This is a genomic window from Leifsonella bigeumensis (assembly GCF_039537265.1).
GTDB classification, from domain to species: Bacteria; Actinomycetota; Actinomycetes; order Actinomycetales; family Microbacteriaceae; genus Terrimesophilobacter; species Terrimesophilobacter bigeumensis.
In genome coordinates this window covers 220498-238101 of record NZ_BAABAE010000002.1, presented here as the reverse complement: position 1 = coordinate 238101, position 17604 = coordinate 220498, and the positions used below count along the sequence as shown (strand labels likewise).

Genomic DNA, 17604 nt, shown 5'->3' with positions numbered 1-17604 from the left:
CTTTCAGGCGAGGAGCTGCTCCAGACCCCGGCCGGCGACGTGGTCGAAGATGAGGTTCGTCTCGGTATTGGCGACCGCCGGATGTCCGGCCAGGTACTCGAGCACGAAGTCGCGCAGCTCGGCGGCGTTGCGCGCGGCGACGTGCAGCAGGAAGTCGTCGACGCCGGCCATCTGGAAGAGCCCCAGCACGCCCGGCCAGTTCGGCGCCTCATCCCGGAATCCCTCGACCTCCTCGCGGACGATCGACACGAGCCGGATCGAGATGAGCGCCTGCACCGTCATTCCGAGTGCGGCGAGGTCGATGTCGGCGTGGGCGCCGCGCAGGTACCCGTCCCGCTGCAGTCTCTTGAGGCGCAGGGACACGGTGGACTCCGCGACGCCGAGTGCCGTGGCGAGAGCCGAACCGGACATCCGGGCGTTCGCGGAGAGGGAGCGGAGGATTCTGCGATCGGTGTCGTCCACCTTCCCGATTGTCGCAGAAAACCTCCTGGATATCGAAGAAGATCGCAGAATCTTGCGACTATCTTGCAGCAGGTCGCGGATTCTGTTTCAGTCGACTCATGCAGCCATCGAAACCCCACCTGGAGACCCGCGCCGTCCACGGGGGAATGGAGGGCCTGGAGGAATCCGGGTCCCACGTCCCGACCATCGACCTCTCCACCACCAACCCCCTGCCGAATGTCGAACTGGGCGGAGACTCCTATGAGCAGCTGGCCACCGGCGGCGTGCTGCTGCCCGGCCAGTCCGCCGTGTACCAGCGGCTGTGGCAGCCGGGCGTCGCCCGCTTCGAGGAGAGCCTCGCAGGGCTCGAAGGCGCCGAGCAGGCCGTCGCCTTCTCGACCGGGATGGCCGCGCTCGCCGCCGCCCTGCTCTCGACGGTCACGGCGGGCAAGCCGCACGTCGTGGGCCTCCGCCCCCTCTACGGCGGAACCGACCACGTGCTCGACAACGGACTCGTCGGAACGACGGTCACCTGGGCGCACAGCGTCGACGACATCGCCGCGGCCATCCGGCCGGACACCGGCCTCGTCGTGATCGAGAGCCCGGCCAACCCGACCCTCGAGCTCGTCGACATCGCGAGGGTGGTCGCGGCCGCCGGCGACGTGCCGGTGCTCGTCGACAACACCTTCGCGACGCCGGTCCTGCAGCGGCCGATCGAGCACGGGGCGACCCTCGTGCTGCACAGCGCCACCAAGTACATCGGCGGTCACGGCGACGTCATGGGTGGCGTCATCGCCACGAATGCCGAATGGGCGACCCGCCTTCGCCACGTGCGGGCACTGACCGGCGGGCTGCTGCACCCCTTCGCCGCGTACCTGCTCCACCGCGGGCTGCGCACCATGCCGCTACGGGTGCGCGCCCAGCAGGCGACCGCGCAGGAGCTCGCCGAGCGGCTGGTCGGGCATCCGGCGCTCGAGCGCGTCCTGTTCCCGACGCTTCCCGGATGCGATCCGGACGGCCTCCTCGGGCGCCAGCTGGAGGGCCCCGGATCGATGCTCTCGATCGAACTGAAGGGCGGCTACACCGCGGCCGCGAAGTTCATCGAGTCGCTGAAGCTCGTGAGCCACGCGGTGTCGCTCGGCGGCGTGGACACGCTCGCACAGCATCCGGCGTCGCTCACCCACCGCCCGGTCGCGGCGGAGGCGAAGCCCGGCGGCGGCATCGTGCGCATCTCGATCGGCCTCGAACACGTCGACGACCTCTACGAGGATCTGACCAGCGCGCTGACCTAGACCAGGATGCTGACCGGGTTCTCGATCCTGGCGACGAAGGCGGCGAGCCACTGGGCGGCGAGCGCGCCGTCGAGCACCCGATGGTCTGCGGAGAGCGTCACCGTCATGACCGTGCCGATCTGCAGCTCGTCGTCGACGACGATGGGCATCTTCCGTGCCGCGCCGACCGCGAGGATGCCGGAATGCGGCGGATTGATGATCGCGGAGAACTCCTGCGTGCCGTACATCCCGAGGTTCGAGACCGAGAACGACCCGCCCTCGATCTCGTCCTGCCTGAGCCTGCCGGCCCTCCCGCGCTCCGCCAGCTCCCGGATGCTCTCGCTCACGTCGCCGAGCGACCTGCGGTTCACTCCGCGCACGACGGGCGTGACGAGTCCGCCCTCGATCGCAACGGCGATGGCGATGTCGACGTCGTCGAAACGGCGAGTGCCTTCGTCGGTCCAGATCGCGTTCGCATCCGGCACGTCGCGGAAGGCCGCTGCAACAGCCTTGACGACGAAGTCGTTGACCGAGATCTTGGTGGAGATGTTCTCGTTGACGGCCTTCCGCAGCTCGAGGAGCGCTTCGACGCGGCAGTCCGCCACGAGGTAGAAGTGCGGGATCGTGGTCTTGCTCTCGACGAGTCTCCGCGCGATCGCGCGGCGCATCCCGGTGTGTGGCGTGTCGGTGAACCCTGCTCCTGCCGTCGCGACAGCGGTCGTCGTGGGGCGGGCGGTGGCAGCGGCAGCCGACATCGCATCCAGGTCTCTGCGCACGATCCGGCCTCCGGGGCCACTGCCCGTCACGTCGGTCAGGTCGAGGCCGCGCTCGGCCGCGAGTCGGCGGACGAGGGGGCTCATGAAGAGACGCGCGCCGGATGCGGGAGACGCCGGAGCGGATGCCGCGGCGGGCACGGGCATGGGGGCCGCAGCCGGCAGGGGGGCGGGGGTCGGTACGGGGGCGGCGACCACAGGAGCGTCGGCCTGTTCGGTCGGCCGAGAGGCTACCGGTGCGGCGGTCGCCTGCGGCGCCTGTGCGCTCGCGGAAGCGAGCGCTGCCGCGACCGTCTCACCGTCCGTTGCCAGCACGGCGATGGGCGTGCCCACCTCGACCTGGACACCCGTCTCGATGAGGAGTTCGGCCACCGTGCCGGCGGCCTCCGCCTCGTACTCGACGGTCGCCTTCTCGGTCTCGACCTCGGCGATCGGCTGCCCGATCGCGATCGTATCGCCCACCGCGACGAGCCAGGACTGCAGGGCGGCTTCCGTCGCCCCGGTCAGCACTTCCGGCATCCGGATGACGAGTGCCATCAGTTGCCGCCCCACCCGCGACGAACGCGCTCGAGCCCGGCGACGACCTCCTCGGTCCTGGCGATGGCCGCGCGCTCGAGCACTTTCGAGATGCTCGGACTCGCCTCGCCTCCGGTGACCCGCTCGACGGGCTGGTCGAGCCAGTCGAAGAAGCGACGCTGGATCTCGTCCGACAGCCAGCTGCCGTAGGAGGTGCCGCGCGCGCCCTGCTCGACGATGATGACGTTGTTGGTCTTCCTGATGCTCTCGCCGATGGTCTCCCAGTCGATGGATGCCCGGTCGAGCCAGCGCAGGTCGATGAGCTCCGCGTCGATGCCCGTCTGCTCGATGGCCTCGAGGCTGTGCCCGACCATGGAGAGGTAGCTGATGACCGTGGCCTCCGAACCCTCTCGGCGCATCGCGGCCTTGCCGAACGGCACCTGGTAGTCGAGGTCGCCGGCCGGGATCGACTGGGTCTGCCCGTACAGGTCGACGTGCTCGATCACGAGCACCGGGTCCTCGAGCGCCAGAGCCGTGTTCATGAGTCCGATGTAATCGGCCGCATTCGAGGGCGCGACAATGCGCCATCCGGGACTCGTCGAAAAGATCCCGGCCGGGTCCATGAGGTGCTGAGATCCGTAGCCGGAACCCATCGCCACCTTGGTGCGCAGGACGAGGGGCACCGGGTTCTGGCCGCCGAACATGTGGCGGGCCTTGCCGATCTGGTTGAAGACCTGGTCGGCGGCCACCCACATGAAGTCCGGGTACATGAACTCCACGACCGGGCGGAAGCGCCCGTCGAGGGCCATGCCGCCGCCGAGTCCGGCGAAGGCGTTCTCGCTGATCGGGGTGCCGAGGATGCGGTCGGGGAAACGCGCGGCGAGACCCTTGGTGGCCCCGTTGGTGCCGCCGGCGAGCCGGTGCACGTCCTCGCCGAGCACGACGATGCGCTCGTCGCTCTCCATGCGGCGGCCCATGACGGCCGCCACGGCGTCGACGAACCTGCTCTCCTCGAGCTCCCCCGTGTAGTCGTTGGGGTCGAGCGTCCGCGCATCCGCGAGTTCGCTCGTGTCGCCGCGCAGCCCGACGTCGACGAAGGAGGGGTCCGGCCACAGGCTCGGGATGATGCGGCGCTTGCCCTGGGCATCCGGATCGGCTTCGAGCAGCTCACCGGCGGCCGCCTTCATGGCCTCCTGCGCCTGCTCGCGAACGGACGCGACCTCTGCTTCGGAGATGAGGCCCAGCGTGAGCATCTCGCTCGCCACCCGGGTGAGCGGGTCGCGGGCGCGCCACTGCGCCTCCTCCTCCTTGGTGCGGTAGCCGAACGCGCTGCCCGGGTAGGGGCCGTTCTGGTGGAAGTAGCGGTAGACCTCGGCCTCGATGACGGCGGGGCCTCCGCCCGAGCGCATGACCTCCATCGCCTGCTCGGTGGCGAGGTGCACCGCAAGCGGGTCCATCCCGTCGACGCGCCATGAGTGGATGCCGAACCCGAGTCCGCGCGCCGAGAGGCGCGTCTCGCGGGTCGCCTCGTCGACCTTCGTCGAGACGGCGTACATGTTGTTCTCGATGAAGAAGCCGAGAGGGAGATTCCACGCCGAGGTGAGGTTCATCGACTCGAGCACCGAGCCGATGTTGACCGCGCCGTCGCCGAAGTAGCTCATGGTCACATCGGTCGTCCCGGCGTGCTTCTGCGCCCAGGCGTTGCCGGCGCCGAGCGGTACGCCGCCTCCGACGATCGCGTTGGTGCCGAGCGCGCCGGCCTCGAACCACTGGAGGTGCATCGAGCCACCGCGACCGCGGCAGAAGCCCTGGGCGAGACCGAGGATCTCGGCGAGCGTGCGCTGGAGCACCGATTGGAGTTCCGGCGTCACGAGCGCCGCGGGGTCGAGCGCGCCCTGCGAGACGTGGGTGATGGCCTTCGCGAGGAACTGGTGGTGGCCGCGGTGCGAACCGTTGATCGCATCCGTCGAGCGCATGCCGACGATAGAGCCGACCGCTCCGCCCTCCTGGCCGATGCTCGAGTGGGCCGGACCGTGCACGAGGCTCTCGCCGGCGAGCTCGAGAACGGTCTCCTCGAAGGCACGAATGAGGTGGAGCTCGCCGAGCATCGTGGCGAGCAGTGCGGGGTCGGCCCGCTTCCAGTCCGCCGCCGTCGTGCTCAACTGCACCCACGGCTGGGCTGCGTCCAGGCGCTGCAGTTTCGGCATGATCCCTCTCTCCATTGACAGGCGCTGCGGCGCTGACCGGCCGTGCGCACAACGTGTTCAACGGGAGCATACATCTAAATTGCATCCAATAACAAGAGTTCGGAGGTGAAAAGGTGGCAAAGATCGACATTTCTCGCTCGACTGGATACAATCATCGACAATGACCGTGACCACGATCAGCACAGAGTTGTGAGAAACAGGCGGGAGATCTTCTTATGGCCCTTCCAGGGCTCCGCGGCACCGAGCACATCGGGTTCACCGTGCCCGACCTCGACGAGGCCGACGACTTCTTCGTCAACACCATCGGATGCGATCGCATCTACTCCCTCGGACCCTTCGAACACGCGGAGGGCGACTGGATGCTCGAACACCTGGACGTGCATCCGCGCACCGTCATGCGCAAGCTCAACTTCTACCGCTGCAGGACCGGGCCGAACTTCGAGGTGTTCCAGTTCGAGGCGGCCGACGGCCAGTCCCCGCAGCCGCGCAACAGCGACCTCGGCGGTCACCACCTCGCCTTCTACGTCGACGACCTCGACGCCGCCGTGGGCTACCTGCGCTCGAAGGGCATCCGGGTACTCGGCGAGCCGACCGAGAGCCGCAACGCGAGCGACGGCCAGCGATGGGTGTACTTCCTCTCCCCCTGGGGCATGCAGTTCGAGCTCGTGAGCTTCCCGAACGGCAAGGCCTACGAGAAGGACGCCGCCGTGCTCCTCTGGCACCCCGCGCACCCGGACCGCTAGCGAGCGACATCCGATGACCGTGACCCGCGACGGCGCCGCGAGCGCCCGCATCGCCGACAGCATCCGTGCCGACATTCTCGGCGGACGGCTGGCCCCCGGCGCCCGCATCCGGCAGGAGGATGTCGCGGCGCGCTTCGGGGCGAGCCGGCTTCCGGTGCGCGAGGCCCTGCGCAGCCTCGAATCCGACGGGCTCGTCACTCTCGTGGCCAACACGGGCGCCTGGGTGTCGAGGCTGACACTCGAGGAGTGCGTCGAGATCTACCAGACGCGCGAACGGATCGAGCCGCTGCTGCTGCGCTACGCCATCCCCCACTACCCGGATGACCGGGTCGACGAGCTCTCGGCCCTCGCCGCCCGCATGGAGGCCACCGGGGACGTCGAGGAGTTCCTGCTGCTCGACCGCGAGTTCCACCTCCTGTCCTACGAAGGATCGGGCACGTCGCTCATCGGCGACCTCGTGCACCGTCTGTGGAACTCGACCCAGCACTACCGTCGCGCCTACACGACCTCCCTCGACGACGATCGGCGGCGAATCGTGCACGACGAGCACCACCTGCTCACCACCACTCTCCGGGACGGTGACGCCGACGGCGCCGAGCACGTGCTCGAGGCGCACATCCGCCGCACGAGGCTGCAGCTCGCGCAGCATCCCGAAGTGTTCGAATTCACCGAGCAGTAAGCACCAGCCAGGCCACCAGACGCCCCAGGAAAGGAGCGATCATGTCGATCGCCACAGTCAACCCCGCCACCGGGATCACCGAAGCGGAGTTCACCCCGCACGACGCGGCGGAGACGGAGCGCCGCATCGCCGAGGCGGATGCCGCAGCGCGCGCCCTCCGGCTCACCGACTTCGCGACGCGGGGCGCCTGGATGCGGGCGGCCGCCGACATCCTCGAGTCCGAGCTCGACGAGGTCGCCCGGATGCTCACCGTCGAGATGGGCAAGCCGATCGCCCAGTCGCGGGGCGAGGTGCAGAAGTGCGCGAAGAACATGCGCTTCTACGCCGAGCGCGCCGAGGAGTTCCTCGCCGACGAGCCGCTCGGAGACCCCGGGAGCGTCGGGGCGTCGAGCGCCTGGACGCGCTACGAGCCCCTCGGCGTCGTGCTCGCCGTCATGCCGTGGAACTACCCCCTGTGGCAGGTCATCCGCTTCGCCGCGCCGGCCCTCATGGCCGGGAACACCGGCGTGCTCAAGCATGCCTCGAACGTCCCTCAGGCGGCGAACTACCTCGACACCCTGTTCGAGCGCGGCGGCTTCCCCCTCGGGTCCTTCCGCACCCTGCTCATCGGATCCGCCGCGGTCGCGGACGTCATCGCCGACCGTCGGGTGAAGGCGGTGACCCTCACCGGGTCGGAGCCCGCCGGCCGCTCGGTTGCGTCGATCGCCGGCAGCCACATCAAGAAGGCCGTGCTGGAACTCGGCGGATCCGACCCGTTCATCGTGCTCGCGAGTGCCGACGTCGCGAAGGCCGCCGAGACGGCGGTCACGGCCCGCGTCAACAACAACGGTCAGTCCTGCATCGCGGGCAAGCGCTTCATCGTCCACGCGGATGTCTACGACGAGTTCGTCAGCGCGTTCAGCGAGCGAATGGCCGCCCTCGTCGTCGGCGATCCCCTCGACGAGGCCACCCAGGTCGGTCCGCTCGCCACGAGCGCCGGCCTGAACGAACTCGCCGGCCTCGTCGACGACGCCGTCACGAAGGGCGCCACCGCCCGCGTCGGTGGATCGGCCGTCGGAGGCCAGGGCTGGTACTACCGCCCGACGGTGCTCGAGGGCGTCACGCCGTCGATGCGGCTGTATGCGGAGGAGGCCTTCGGTCCCGTGGCGACCGTGTACCGCGTCGCCGACGCCGACGAGGCCGTCGCCCTGGCCAATTCGACGACCTTCGGCCTCAGCTCTTCGATCTGGACGAACGACCAGGCCGAGGAGCAGCGCGTCACCGCAGCACTCGACGCCGGAGCCGTCTTCGTGAACGGCATGACCGTCTCGTACCCGGAGCTGCCCTTCGGCGGGATCAAGGATTCCGGCTACGGGCGGGAGCTCGCGGCCGCGGGCATCCGGGAGTTCTGCAACCTCAAGACCGTGTGGAAGGCCTGAACGGGCGCGCCACGACATCCGACCACTCTCACCACGGCCGATCACCCCCAGTTGCAAGGAGGCAACGCATGTCACTGCAGGAGTTCATCCCCACCCCGAAGTTCGACGAGTACAAGGAGACGTTCAAGGACTTCTTCGAGCTCACCCGGCGGGAGGACGGCGTCCTCCTCGCGAAGGCGCACACTCTCGGAGGGCCGGTCCAGCTGAGCGTCCAGAACCACCGGGCGCTCGGCCAGTTCCTCAAGACGGTCGGCGCGGACCCGGAGAACGAGCTGCTCATCATCACCGGCTCCGGCGACGAGTTCATGATGGACTCGGACCCGACCGGCTTCGAGCTCGAGGCCGCCGACAACGAGTACTGGGCCTACGAGTACGCCTACAAGGACGGCCGCACCAACGTCAGCTCCATGGTCAACGACCTGGAGATCCCGACCATCGGGATCTTCAACGGGTCGGGGTTCCACTCCGAGATCCTGCTGATGTGCGACATCACCCTCATGAGCGAGACGGCGCGCATCTACGACCTGCACCTCGGGATCAGCTCGGTGCCGGGCGACGGCATCCACAGTGCGTTCATCGAACTGCTCGGCGTGAAACGCGCGGCCTACGCGCTCCTGACCGGGGAGTCCTTCGACGCGGAGACGGCCCTCGATTACGGCCTCGTCAACGAGATCCTGCCGCAGGACGAGCTCATTGCGCGGGCGTACAAGCTCGCCGACCACATCATGTCCCAGCATCGCACGGTGCGCAGGCTGAGCACTCAGATCGTGCGCAGGCCGTGGAAGAAGCGCATCGTCGACGACCTCGACGGCGGTTTCGGCATCCAGATGTTCGGGCACCTCGCCAAGGGGGCCGCCGTGCACAGCCGCGAGCACATCGCCTCCTCCGGCGACTACGTGCGGCAGGGGCGGAAGAACAGCTTCGACTGACCGAGGCTTCCGTTCTTCAGCTGAGGCAGTCCCAGTCCGACGGGAAATAGAACCCGTGGGAGGCCGGCGGCTTCGGAGCCTGGACCTCGAGCCAGCGCAGCGGCTCATCGCTCGTCGTGAGGAAGCCGTGCGTCGCGTTGACGCTCGTCCAGACCAGGTCGCCGGCCTCGACGTCCACGATCTCGCCGTCGAGCGTTCCGCGGGCTGAGCCGGTGAGCAGGTAGTAGGCCTCCTCGAAGGGGTGGTAGTGCTCCTTCGCGAACTGCGCGCTCGGGTCCCGCGGGCCGAACTCCACCACGAAGAGGGTGTGCTGCTCCGCGCCGAGGAGCTCGTCGACGAGCATCCGCACGAAGATGCTCTTGATGTTCGGGCCGTGGTAGCCGGGCATCGCAAGGGGACCCTTCGCACCCATGTCGCTCTCCCGGAACTGTCCCGTCCAGCGCGAGTACGGATCGGTCTCCGACGGCAGGCGCCGGTGCGTCGAGGGCTGCCAGTCGGATGCCGGCAGGTCGCCGTGCTTCGGGTCGGCCGAACGGGGCTGGGGCGCACGCATCCGCAGCCAGGTCAGTCCGGCCTCGCCGGCGGTCATCCGCTCGGGGTGCGCGACCGGGGTCAGCCCGAACGAGCCGACGGTGACGTCGAAGGTGAGGTCGGCGACGGATGCGGTGCCGGCCCCGTCGAGGATGTACCAGGACTCCTCGAAGGCGTGCAGGAGGGCCGGCGAGGACGCCCCCGGCTCCAGCCGGCAGAGCGAGAGCTCCATGTGAACGGAACCCGTGCCCGAGCCCACGAGGGTGGCGCTCGTGAACCCCTCGGCGCCCTCCACCTCCCGGTACTCGACGTCGGCGCGCTTCACCACTCGATAGGCCATGCTGCAGGTCCTCCCCTTGCTTCGTGTCGTCCGGTCGGCGTCAGTACTCGTTGGCGATGAACAGGTCCTGCGCCGGGAACCGGGTCAGAACCTCCGGCCCGTTCTCGGTGACGACGATCTCCTCTTCGATGCGCGCGGCGGAGACGCCGTCCGAGGCCGGGCAGTAGGTCTCGAGTGCGAAGACCATTCCCACCTGCAGCTCGACCGGGTTCTCCATGCTGTTGAGCCGGGAGATGATCGGGCGCTCGTGGAGGCCGAGGCCCAGCCCGTGGGCGAACTGGAGGCCGAAGGCGTCCATCTCGCTCTCGAACCCGAAGTCGGTCGCCTTCGGCAGCAGCGCGGCGACCTGGTCGGTGCCGATGCCCGCGCGAATACCGTCGATCCCCTTGTCCATCCATTCCCTGGCCTGCTTGTAGGCATCGCGCTGCGGGGTGGTCGCCGAGCCGACCGAGAAGGTGCGGTAGTAGCAGGTGCGGTATCCGTTGAACGAGTGGATGATGTCGAAGAACGCCTGGTCGCCGGGCCGGATGATCCGGTCGGTGAAGTTGTGCGGGTGGGGGTTGCAGCGCTCCCCGGAGATCGCGTTGATCGCCTCGACCTGGTCGGAGCCGAGCTCGTACAGGCGCTTGTTGGCGAGGGCCACGATCTCGTTCTCGCGGATGCCGGGCTTCAGCACATCGACGATGTCCTGGTAGACGCCGTCGACCATCGCCGCCGCCTGGTTGAGCAGGATGATCTCGTCCTGCGACTTGATGACGCGGGCGTCGAGCATGTACTGCTGGGCGTCGGCGACGGTCAGTCCCTGTCGCTGCATCTCGAACAGGAACGGCGGCTCGACGATGTCGACGCCGACCGGCGCGTCGGCGACGCCCGCCTCAGTGAGGATGGCCTTGATCTCGGTGATGGCGGAGCGCATGAGGCCGGCATCCGGGGCGACGGCTCCGCGGAATCCGAGGAATCCCGCGCGCCAGTTCTCTTCGGGGAACCACTTCGAGTGCAGCCGGTGGTGTTTGACGGCCGAGCCGAAGTCCCAGAGGATCGGGTCGCTGTCCCGGGTCACGAGCGCGTAGCGGATCATCTTGTCGCCGAGAGCCCCGCCGATCCAGGTCGAGGTGGTGTACCGGATGTTGTAGAAGTCGAACAGCAGGAACGCTCCGCAGTCGCTCGAGGCCAGTGCCGCCTTGGCGCGGGAGATGCGATAGTCGCGCAGGCGATCGAAGTCGACCCTGGCCTCATAGTCCACACCCATGTGCCCCGGCGAGGGGATCGGCTTCACGGTACTCAACTTCTATTGCTCCTGGATGTCGGTTCTATTGCTGCTGGGTCGGCGTGGCCGCGACGGGCATGCGCCCGAGGAGGCCGAGCACATCCACCGCGGAGTTCATCGGGAAGCCGCCAGCAGGCATGGCCCCGTGCCCATCGGGTGAGGAGTCGCCGTCGCGCGAGCGGCCCACGACGAACCACAGCCCTCGCGCGACCGAGTCGGTGCGGTTCTCATAGAGGTGCGGCCGCAGCGAGTCGAAGCAGAGCGAGTCGCCTGCGCGAAGGACGTAGGTCTCGAAGTCGAGCCTGAGGGTCAGCTCGCCCTCGAGCAGCAGCCCGTACTCGATTCCCGAGTGGCGCATGAGCTTCCCCTCGACGGAGCTCGACCCCCCGGGGGAATAGGTGGTGATGAGGGAGTCGATCGTGCCGGAGCCGTCCACGGCGAGACGCTCCCAGGTCACGCCGTTCTCCATGACGATGGTCGGGTTGTCCTCGCGTCGCTGGACGGGGGGTCCGGTGGTGACGACGATGCTCCCCGTCGGCTCGGTCCGGGCGGGACCGGCCTCGAGGGGGTGGTTGCCACTGACGAGCTCATCGATGGAGACGTTGAGAACGTTCACGAGCGCGTAGAGCGTCCCGACCGAGGGGTTCGTCTTCCCGGTCTCGACCTGGGAGAGCAGACTGGGCGAGATCTCGGCGGATGCGGCAACGCTGCGCAGGCTGAGACCCTTCTTCTTCCGTGCCTCACGGATGGCTTCTCCGAGGTGTTCCATGTTCTCTCTCACTCGACTATTCAGTGGTTCGCGACGCTTCCCTTCGGAGGGTAGCGGATGCCGCATCCCGGTAGCGAGACTAATGTTCATGAGTGTACAGTAAGACTGAACATTACGACAGGCGGCATCGTTGCCGCCCTGGAGGACGAAGAGCAGAACATGGACATCAGCACCGCGACGGTCGGCACCATGGGGGTCGACTGGGAAGCCCGCGTCAACTTCGATCGACTGAGGGACGAGCGTCTCGCTCGCCTCAGGAAGAAGCTCGAGGAGTCCGACCTCGGCGCCCTCCTCGCCTTCGATTTCGGCAACATCCGCTACATGACCGCGACCCACATCGGGACCTGGGCGATGGACAAGCTCATCCGCTTCGCGCTCATCACCCGCAACTCCGACCCGATCTCCTGGGACTTCGGCTCCGCGGCGAAGCACCACCAGCTCTACAACCCCTGGCTCGGCCACACGCACATGGAGGCGGACGCCGACCCGCACGCCCCTCACCACGACGCTCCCCGCCCCCGCGCCGAGTCCGGGGCGCGCGCCGGCATCTCCGTGCTGCGTGGCGCGTTCCATCCGGACGCCGGGATCGCCGAGGAACTCGCCGCGAAGATCCGGCGCGAACTCGACAAGTTCGGCGTGCTCGGCGAACCGCTCGGGGTCGACCTCGTGGAGATGCCGGTGCTCGCCGCGCTCCAGAACGCGGGCATCACCGTCGTCGACGGACAACAGGTCTTCCTAGAGGCCCGTCGCATCAAGACCCAGGACGAGATCTCACTCCTCACCTCGGCGGCGTCGATGGTGGACGCCGCCTACGAGAACCTGTACGAGTTCCTCCGCCCGGGCGTGCGCGAGAACGAGACCGTCGGCCTCGTCTCCAAGACGTTGTACGACCTCGGATCCGAATACGTCGAGGGGGTCAACGCGATCTCCGGCGAGCGCTGCTCCCCGCATCCGCACGTCTACTCCGACCGCATCATCCGGCCGGGAGACCCCGCGTTCTTCGACATCCTGCACAGCTTCAACGGCTATCGCACCTGCTACTACCGCACCTTCGCGGTCGGCTCGGCGACGAGCGCGCAGCGCGACGCCTACGTGCGAGCCCGCGAGTACATGGACCGGGCGATCGCGCTCGTGCGACCAGGGGCGACGACAGCGGACATCGTCGCCGTCTGGCCGAAGGCCGAGGAGTTCGGGTTTCCCGACGAGGAGGCCGCCTTCGCCCTGCAGTACGGCCACGGCGTCGGGCTGTCGATCTGGGAGAAGCCGATCTTCTCCCGGCTCGTCTCCTTCGACAACCCCGAAGTGCTCGAAGTGGGGATGGTCTTCGCGCTCGAGACCTACTGGCCCTCCGCGGACGGCGTGGGCGCCGCACGCATCGAGGAGGAGCTCGTCGTCACCGAGTTCGGCTGCGAGGTCATCACGAAGTTCCCGGCCCAGGACCTCATGGTCGCCGGCGGGCACCGCTACTTCACGATCGACGGCCCGATGAACCTCATCCAGCCCGGTTTCACCCACCGCGCCGACGCGGCCTCCGGAACGACGGCGTGACCGTTCCGGCGACCATGCGGGCCGCCGTCTACCACGGCCCCCGCGACATCCGGATCGAGGAGGTCCCCGTCCCCGTTGCGGGCGAGGACGACGTGCTCGTGCGCGTGCTCCGCTCCGGGCTGTGCGGCACCGACGTGACCGAGTGGGTGGCCGGACCGGTCATGATCCCGCTCAACCAGGAGCATCCGCACTCCCACCACAAGGGACCGACCATCCCCGGGCACGAGATGCTGGGGGAAGTGGTCAGCGCCCCCGAGGGGAGCGGACTCGAGCCGGGCATGATCGTCGCCAGCGGCGCCCAGGTCGCCTGCGGCGAGTGCAAGACCTGTCGCGCCGGACGCATCAACGTCTGCGAGAGGCTCTACACGCTCGGGCTCAATGCGAACGGGGGTCATGCCGAATACGTGGCGGGGCCCGCGCGCTACTGGGTCCCGACGCCCGAAGGGATGGACCTGGATGCTGCGGGCCTCACCCAGCCTCTGGCCGTCGGCCTGCACGCCGCACGACGCTCGGGAGCCGTGGCCGGCGACCGGGTGCTGATCACCGGTGCGGGTGCGATCGGCAGCTTCGTGCTCGCCGGCCTGCGACACCTCGTCCCGGATGTCGAGATCACCGTCGCGGACATCGACCCCGTGAAGCTCGAGAGAGCGCTGCGTCTCGGTGCCGACTCGACGGTCGACCTCAGCACGGATGCAACACCGGTCGCGCGGCACTACGACGTCGTCATCGAGGCATCCGGTGCACCGGGACTACTCGTCAAGGGGCTGGCATACACCCGTACGGGAGGCCGTCTCCTCGCCGTCGGCCTGTCCGCCGCACCGCAGGCGCTCGACCCGCACGACTTCGTCCTCCGCGAGATCACGATCGACTCGACGAACGCGCTCGTGACGCCGGACGACATCCCGACCGCCATCGAGATCCTCGCGACGACGAATCTCGGCGCGGAGATGCTCGACTCGGTCCGGCCGCTCTCCGAGGTCGCGGCTGCGCTCGACGAACTCGCCACCGGGAAGGTCCAGGGGAAGGTGCTGCTCGACCCCACCCGCTGAGGCAGGACCACGACGCTCGGCTCAGTCCGCCGGCGCTGCCGGCCGAGCTGCCTGCGCCGGCGCAGAGGTCGACGCCCGCGGGACGAGGGTGGGCCTCACGGTCACGACGTCGTGCTCGGTGTCCTGGCCGTTCACCGCCCGCAGGATCTCCCGGCCGGCGCGCATCCCCATCTCCACCATGGGCATGGCGATCGTTGAGAGCGCCGGGTCGAGGTGGTCGACGAGAGGGCTGTCGTTGAACCCCATGACGGAGACGTCCTCCGGGCACTGCAGGCCCGCCGAACGAAGCGCCTCGATCGCCCCGATCCCCAGGAGGTCGTTCTGGGCGAACACCGCGGTCACCCCGTCCATGACTCCCGAGGCCAGGAGATTGGCCATCACCCTGCGCCCCTCGCTCACATCCGGGGTCGTCGTCCGCTCGCCGTGCCTGATCGGCGTGAGGGCGGCGGCGGCGAGACCGTCGCGGAAACCCCGGGATCGGTCGGCGAAAGTCTCGATGTCCTCGGAACCCGGGATCTCGAGCATCCTCCGGTGCCCGAGTGACACGAGGTGCTGCCCGGCCAGGAACCCGCCGAGACGGTCGTCGTTGACGACCCTGGCGATCGCCAGGCCCGCAAGCCAGCGAAGTGTGAGCACGACCGGCATCCCGGAGTCGACGAGGTCGCGGAGCACCTGCCGATCCTCCGATCGGCTCGTCGCGCAGATGATGCCGTCGACACGACGGCCGCGCAGGGTCTCGAGGGCCGGAGACAGACGGTCCGACCCATCCGGGGTCTCGATCATGAGCCCCTGGTAGCCGTGGGGCTCCAGCTCGGCGTTGATCCCGTGGATGAGGTCGCCGTAGATCGGGTTGCCGAAGCTCGGGATGAGGACGCCGATCGTCATCGTCCGTTGCCGTCGCAGGCTGCTCGCGGTGAGGTCGGGCCGGTAGCCCAGGCGCCCTGCGGCCTCCTGGACGCGCAGCCGCGTCTCGGTCTTGACCCGGGCCATCTGCTCGGGGTCGAGGCTTCTGCTCACCGTCGACGGGTGGACACCCGCCTCGCGCGCGACATCCTTCGCCGTGATGAGGCTGACCGGCGAACGGAGGGCCGTCCGGATGCCGTCGCGTGCGTCTGCGCCCTCGCCGATCACCGCGCCTCCCCTGAGCAGAACTGCCGAAGCCCGAGCCTAGACACTCACGACGCGGCCTCGCCGACGGGAGAACAGGCCGACGACTCCACGACGGATGAAGAGGGCAAAGACGAGCAGAAGGATGCCGAGGACCAGACGGTTGGTCTCCGACGGGATGGAGAATCCGAAGAGGTCGAGCTTCGGGACGATGATGCGCAGCCACTGCTCGAGCGTTACGACGATGATCGACCCGACGAGCGGCCCGAGCCACGAGCGCATCCCGCCTATGACGCAGACGAGCACGATGTCGAGTGCCAGGTCGAGGCTGAACGTGCCGGTCGGCTCGATGTAGCCGGTCATGAAGGCGTAGACCGCACCGGCGAGCCCGCCGATCGCGGCCCCGAGCACGAGGGCCTGGAGCTTGACGGAGGTCGTCTTGACGCCCAGCACCTGGGCCGCCGGCTCGTCCTCACTGATGGCCCGAAGGGCGTAGCCGAAGTTGGAGTGCTCGACGAAGTACGCGACGAGGGTCGCCAGGACGGCGAGCCCGAACATGAGGTAGTAGAAGTACTGGGCGAGGCCGCGGGAGTTGAAGTCGCCTTCGACATCCACGAAGAGGCCGACCGCACCGCCGAGCGCCGGCCAGTTCTTGACGACGACCATCGCGAGGAAGGTCAGGACGAGCGTGAAGATCGCGAAGTAGTGGCTGCGCAGTCGAAGAGTCGCATATCCGACGATGACCGAGACGACGAGCGCTGCGACCGCGGCGGGGATCATCGTCTGCCAGACGTTCCAGCCGAACTCGCTGTTGAGGTAGCCGGCCGTGTAGGCGCCCGCACCGAAGAACACGGCGGCACCGAAGTTCAGGTATCCGCCGTAACCGCCCAGCAGGTTCCAGCCCTGGGCGATCACGGTGTACATGAGCACGGTCGTGAGGGTCGTGACGACGCCGAGTCCAAGGGTGAATCCGAGCGGAGCGAAGCACGCGAAGATCACGAGCCCGATGAGCGGGGTGAGCCACCACGGGGCCCTCCGGACGCCGGCACTGGATGCCCGCGCCTGGCCGAGGGCGATGTCGTCGGTCGGGGCGGCCCCCTTCTGCGGGGACGATTCCGAGGTACGGGCCATCAGAGGGTCCTTTGCTTGATGCTGCCGAGCCCTTCGTTGCGGATCAGGAGAACCACAGCGAGGAGTGCGTAGAGGGCGAGGTAGGTGAATTGGAACGGGATGAGGAGCCCGACGACGGTCTCGAAGATTCCGACGGCGACACCGGCGACGAGCGTGCGCATGACGGAGCCGAGGCCACCGAGGATGACGACGAGGAAGGCCCAGGCGAGCCACCTCATGTGCTCCTGCGGGGCGAGTGTCGAGACGAGCCCGAGAACGGTCCCGCCGAAGGCAGCGAGCGCGATGCCCACCGCGAAGACGCGCCGTGAGAGCTTGTTGACATTGATGCCCGCCATCTCGGCGACATCGCGGTTCTGGGCCATCCCCCTGATCGCGGAACCGGTGAGGGTGCGGGTGAGGAAGATGTGGAGGGCGATCAGCACCGCGAAGGTGATGACGGCGGCCACGATCCGGGAGATCGGGATGTTGATGGGTCCGAGATCGACGACCCCGTCGAGATAGCCGAGGTTGAGCGTTCGCGGGTCGGTCTTCCAGATCATGATCGCGATGGACTCGAGGATGACCATGAGTCCGAAGAAGGCGAGGATGACGGTCGTGTCGCTCTCTCGAGCGATGTACTGCGCGATCCCCCGATGGACTCCGAGCCCGAAGAAGTAGGCGATCGCCACGACCGGGATGATCATGAGCAGCGGGTCGAACCCGTATCCGCTCACGAGCTGCCAGTAGAGCAGCCCGCTGAACATGAGCACCGCGCTGTGTGCGAGGTTGACGATGCGCAGCACTCCGAGCAGCAGGCTGAGGCCGACCGCGAGTCCGCCGTAGACGCCGCCGAGCAGTGCCCCGTTGACGAGGGACTGGAGGAGGTCGATGAAGGTCATGAGGGCA

16 protein-coding genes are annotated in these 17604 nt (G+C 68.3%); 7 read left to right on the top strand and 9 right to left on the bottom strand.

The genetic code is table 11. The features are described from left to right. Positions 1–3: 3 nt before the first annotated feature. Positions 4–462, bottom strand: coding sequence for an Lrp/AsnC family transcriptional regulator (locus ABD678_RS04075; RefSeq protein ID WP_344753972.1), 459 nt, complete (start codon positions 460–462; stop codon positions 4–6). 98 nt (positions 463–560) lie between these two features. Here ABD678_RS04075 and ABD678_RS04070 point away from each other — a divergent pair, with 98 nt between their 5' ends. Continuing rightward, positions 561–1733, top strand: a complete 1173-nt coding sequence (locus ABD678_RS04070) for a trans-sulfuration enzyme family protein (RefSeq protein WP_344753970.1) — start codon at positions 561–563, stop codon at positions 1731–1733. On the opposite strand, the gene ABD678_RS04065 is transcribed toward ABD678_RS04070, so the two are convergent. Together ABD678_RS04065 and ABD678_RS04060 are read right to left on the bottom strand one after the other, a co-directional pair. Next, positions 1730–3022, bottom strand: coding sequence for a dihydrolipoamide acetyltransferase family protein (locus ABD678_RS04065; protein ID WP_344753969.1), 1293 nt, complete (start codon positions 3020–3022; stop codon positions 1730–1732). The two genes, ABD678_RS04070 and ABD678_RS04065, sit on opposite strands and share 4 nt — an antisense overlap. Next, complete coding sequence (locus ABD678_RS04060; RefSeq protein ID WP_344753967.1) at positions 3022–5208, bottom strand: alpha-ketoacid dehydrogenase subunit alpha/beta; 2187 nt, start codon at positions 5206–5208, stop codon at positions 3022–3024. The genes ABD678_RS04065 and ABD678_RS04060 overlap by 1 nt, the downstream gene beginning before the upstream one ends. A 215-nt stretch (positions 5209–5423) precedes the next feature. On the opposite strand from ABD678_RS04060, the gene ABD678_RS04055 reads away from it, so the two are divergent. From ABD678_RS04055 to ABD678_RS04040, 4 genes are all read left to right on the top strand, one after another. Beyond that, positions 5424–5951 carry a VOC family protein gene (locus tag ABD678_RS04055; protein WP_344753965.1) on the top strand — a complete coding sequence of 176 codons (528 nt, stop codon included), beginning with the start codon at positions 5424–5426 and terminating at the stop codon, positions 5949–5951. A 13-nt stretch (positions 5952–5964) separates the two neighbouring features. Then, positions 5965–6630, top strand: coding sequence for a GntR family transcriptional regulator (locus tag ABD678_RS04050; protein ID WP_344753963.1), 666 nt, complete (start codon positions 5965–5967; stop codon positions 6628–6630). Between the two features lie 41 nt (positions 6631–6671). Continuing rightward, entirely contained in the window at positions 6672–8048 is a 1377-nt protein-coding gene (locus tag ABD678_RS04045; protein WP_344753961.1) for an NADP-dependent succinic semialdehyde dehydrogenase, read from the top strand. 68 nt (positions 8049–8116) lie between these two features. Further along, on the top strand, positions 8117–8977 hold the full coding sequence (locus tag ABD678_RS04040; RefSeq protein WP_344753959.1) for an enoyl-CoA hydratase/isomerase family protein: 861 nt from the start codon (positions 8117–8119) through the stop codon (positions 8975–8977). Between the two features lie 16 nt (positions 8978–8993). Here ABD678_RS04040 and ABD678_RS04035 read toward each other — a convergent pair whose 3' ends face one another. From ABD678_RS04035 to ABD678_RS04025, 3 genes are read right to left on the bottom strand one after another with little or no spacing between them, the layout of a single operon-like run. Further along, positions 8994–9848: a cupin domain-containing protein gene (locus tag ABD678_RS04035; protein ID WP_344753957.1), complete on the bottom strand. Its 855-nt coding sequence runs from the start codon at positions 9846–9848 to the stop codon at positions 8994–8996. 40 nt (positions 9849–9888) lie between these two features. Further along, positions 9889–11124, bottom strand: a complete 1236-nt coding sequence (locus ABD678_RS04030) for a M24 family metallopeptidase (RefSeq protein WP_344753955.1) — start codon at positions 11122–11124, stop codon at positions 9889–9891. Between the two features lie 34 nt (positions 11125–11158). After that, on the bottom strand, positions 11159–11884 hold the full coding sequence (locus tag ABD678_RS04025; protein ID WP_344753953.1) for a helix-turn-helix domain-containing protein: 726 nt from the start codon (positions 11882–11884) through the stop codon (positions 11159–11161). A gap of 159 nt (positions 11885–12043) precedes the next feature. On the opposite strand from ABD678_RS04025, the gene ABD678_RS04020 reads away from it, so the two are divergent. Both ABD678_RS04020 and ABD678_RS04015 read left to right on the top strand, forming a co-directional pair. After that, positions 12044–13432: a M24 family metallopeptidase gene (locus tag ABD678_RS04020; protein WP_344753951.1), complete on the top strand. Its 1389-nt coding sequence runs from the start codon at positions 12044–12046 to the stop codon at positions 13430–13432. Then, on the top strand, positions 13429–14481 hold the full coding sequence (locus tag ABD678_RS04015; protein ID WP_344753949.1) for a zinc-dependent alcohol dehydrogenase: 1053 nt from the start codon (positions 13429–13431) through the stop codon (positions 14479–14481). The genes ABD678_RS04020 and ABD678_RS04015 overlap by 4 nt, the downstream gene beginning before the upstream one ends. Before the next feature lie 21 nt (positions 14482–14502). Here the strand turns inward: ABD678_RS04015 and ABD678_RS04010 are convergent, their stop codons facing one another. The 3 genes from ABD678_RS04010 to ABD678_RS04000 are packed head-to-tail and all read right to left on the bottom strand — an operon-like array spanning position 14503 to position 17597. Next, positions 14503–15612 carry a LacI family DNA-binding transcriptional regulator gene (locus tag ABD678_RS04010; protein ID WP_344753947.1) on the bottom strand — a complete coding sequence of 370 codons (1110 nt, stop codon included), beginning with the start codon at positions 15610–15612 and terminating at the stop codon, positions 14503–14505. A gap of 36 nt (positions 15613–15648) precedes the next feature. Further along, positions 15649–16719 carry a branched-chain amino acid ABC transporter permease gene (locus ABD678_RS04005; protein WP_344753945.1) on the bottom strand — a complete coding sequence of 357 codons (1071 nt, stop codon included), beginning with the start codon at positions 16717–16719 and terminating at the stop codon, positions 15649–15651. Then, a complete protein-coding gene (locus ABD678_RS04000; RefSeq protein ID WP_344753943.1) occupies positions 16719–17597 on the bottom strand; it encodes a branched-chain amino acid ABC transporter permease in 879 nt (292 codons plus the stop codon). The genes ABD678_RS04005 and ABD678_RS04000 overlap by 1 nt, the downstream gene beginning before the upstream one ends. Positions 17598–17604 lie beyond the last annotated feature (7 nt).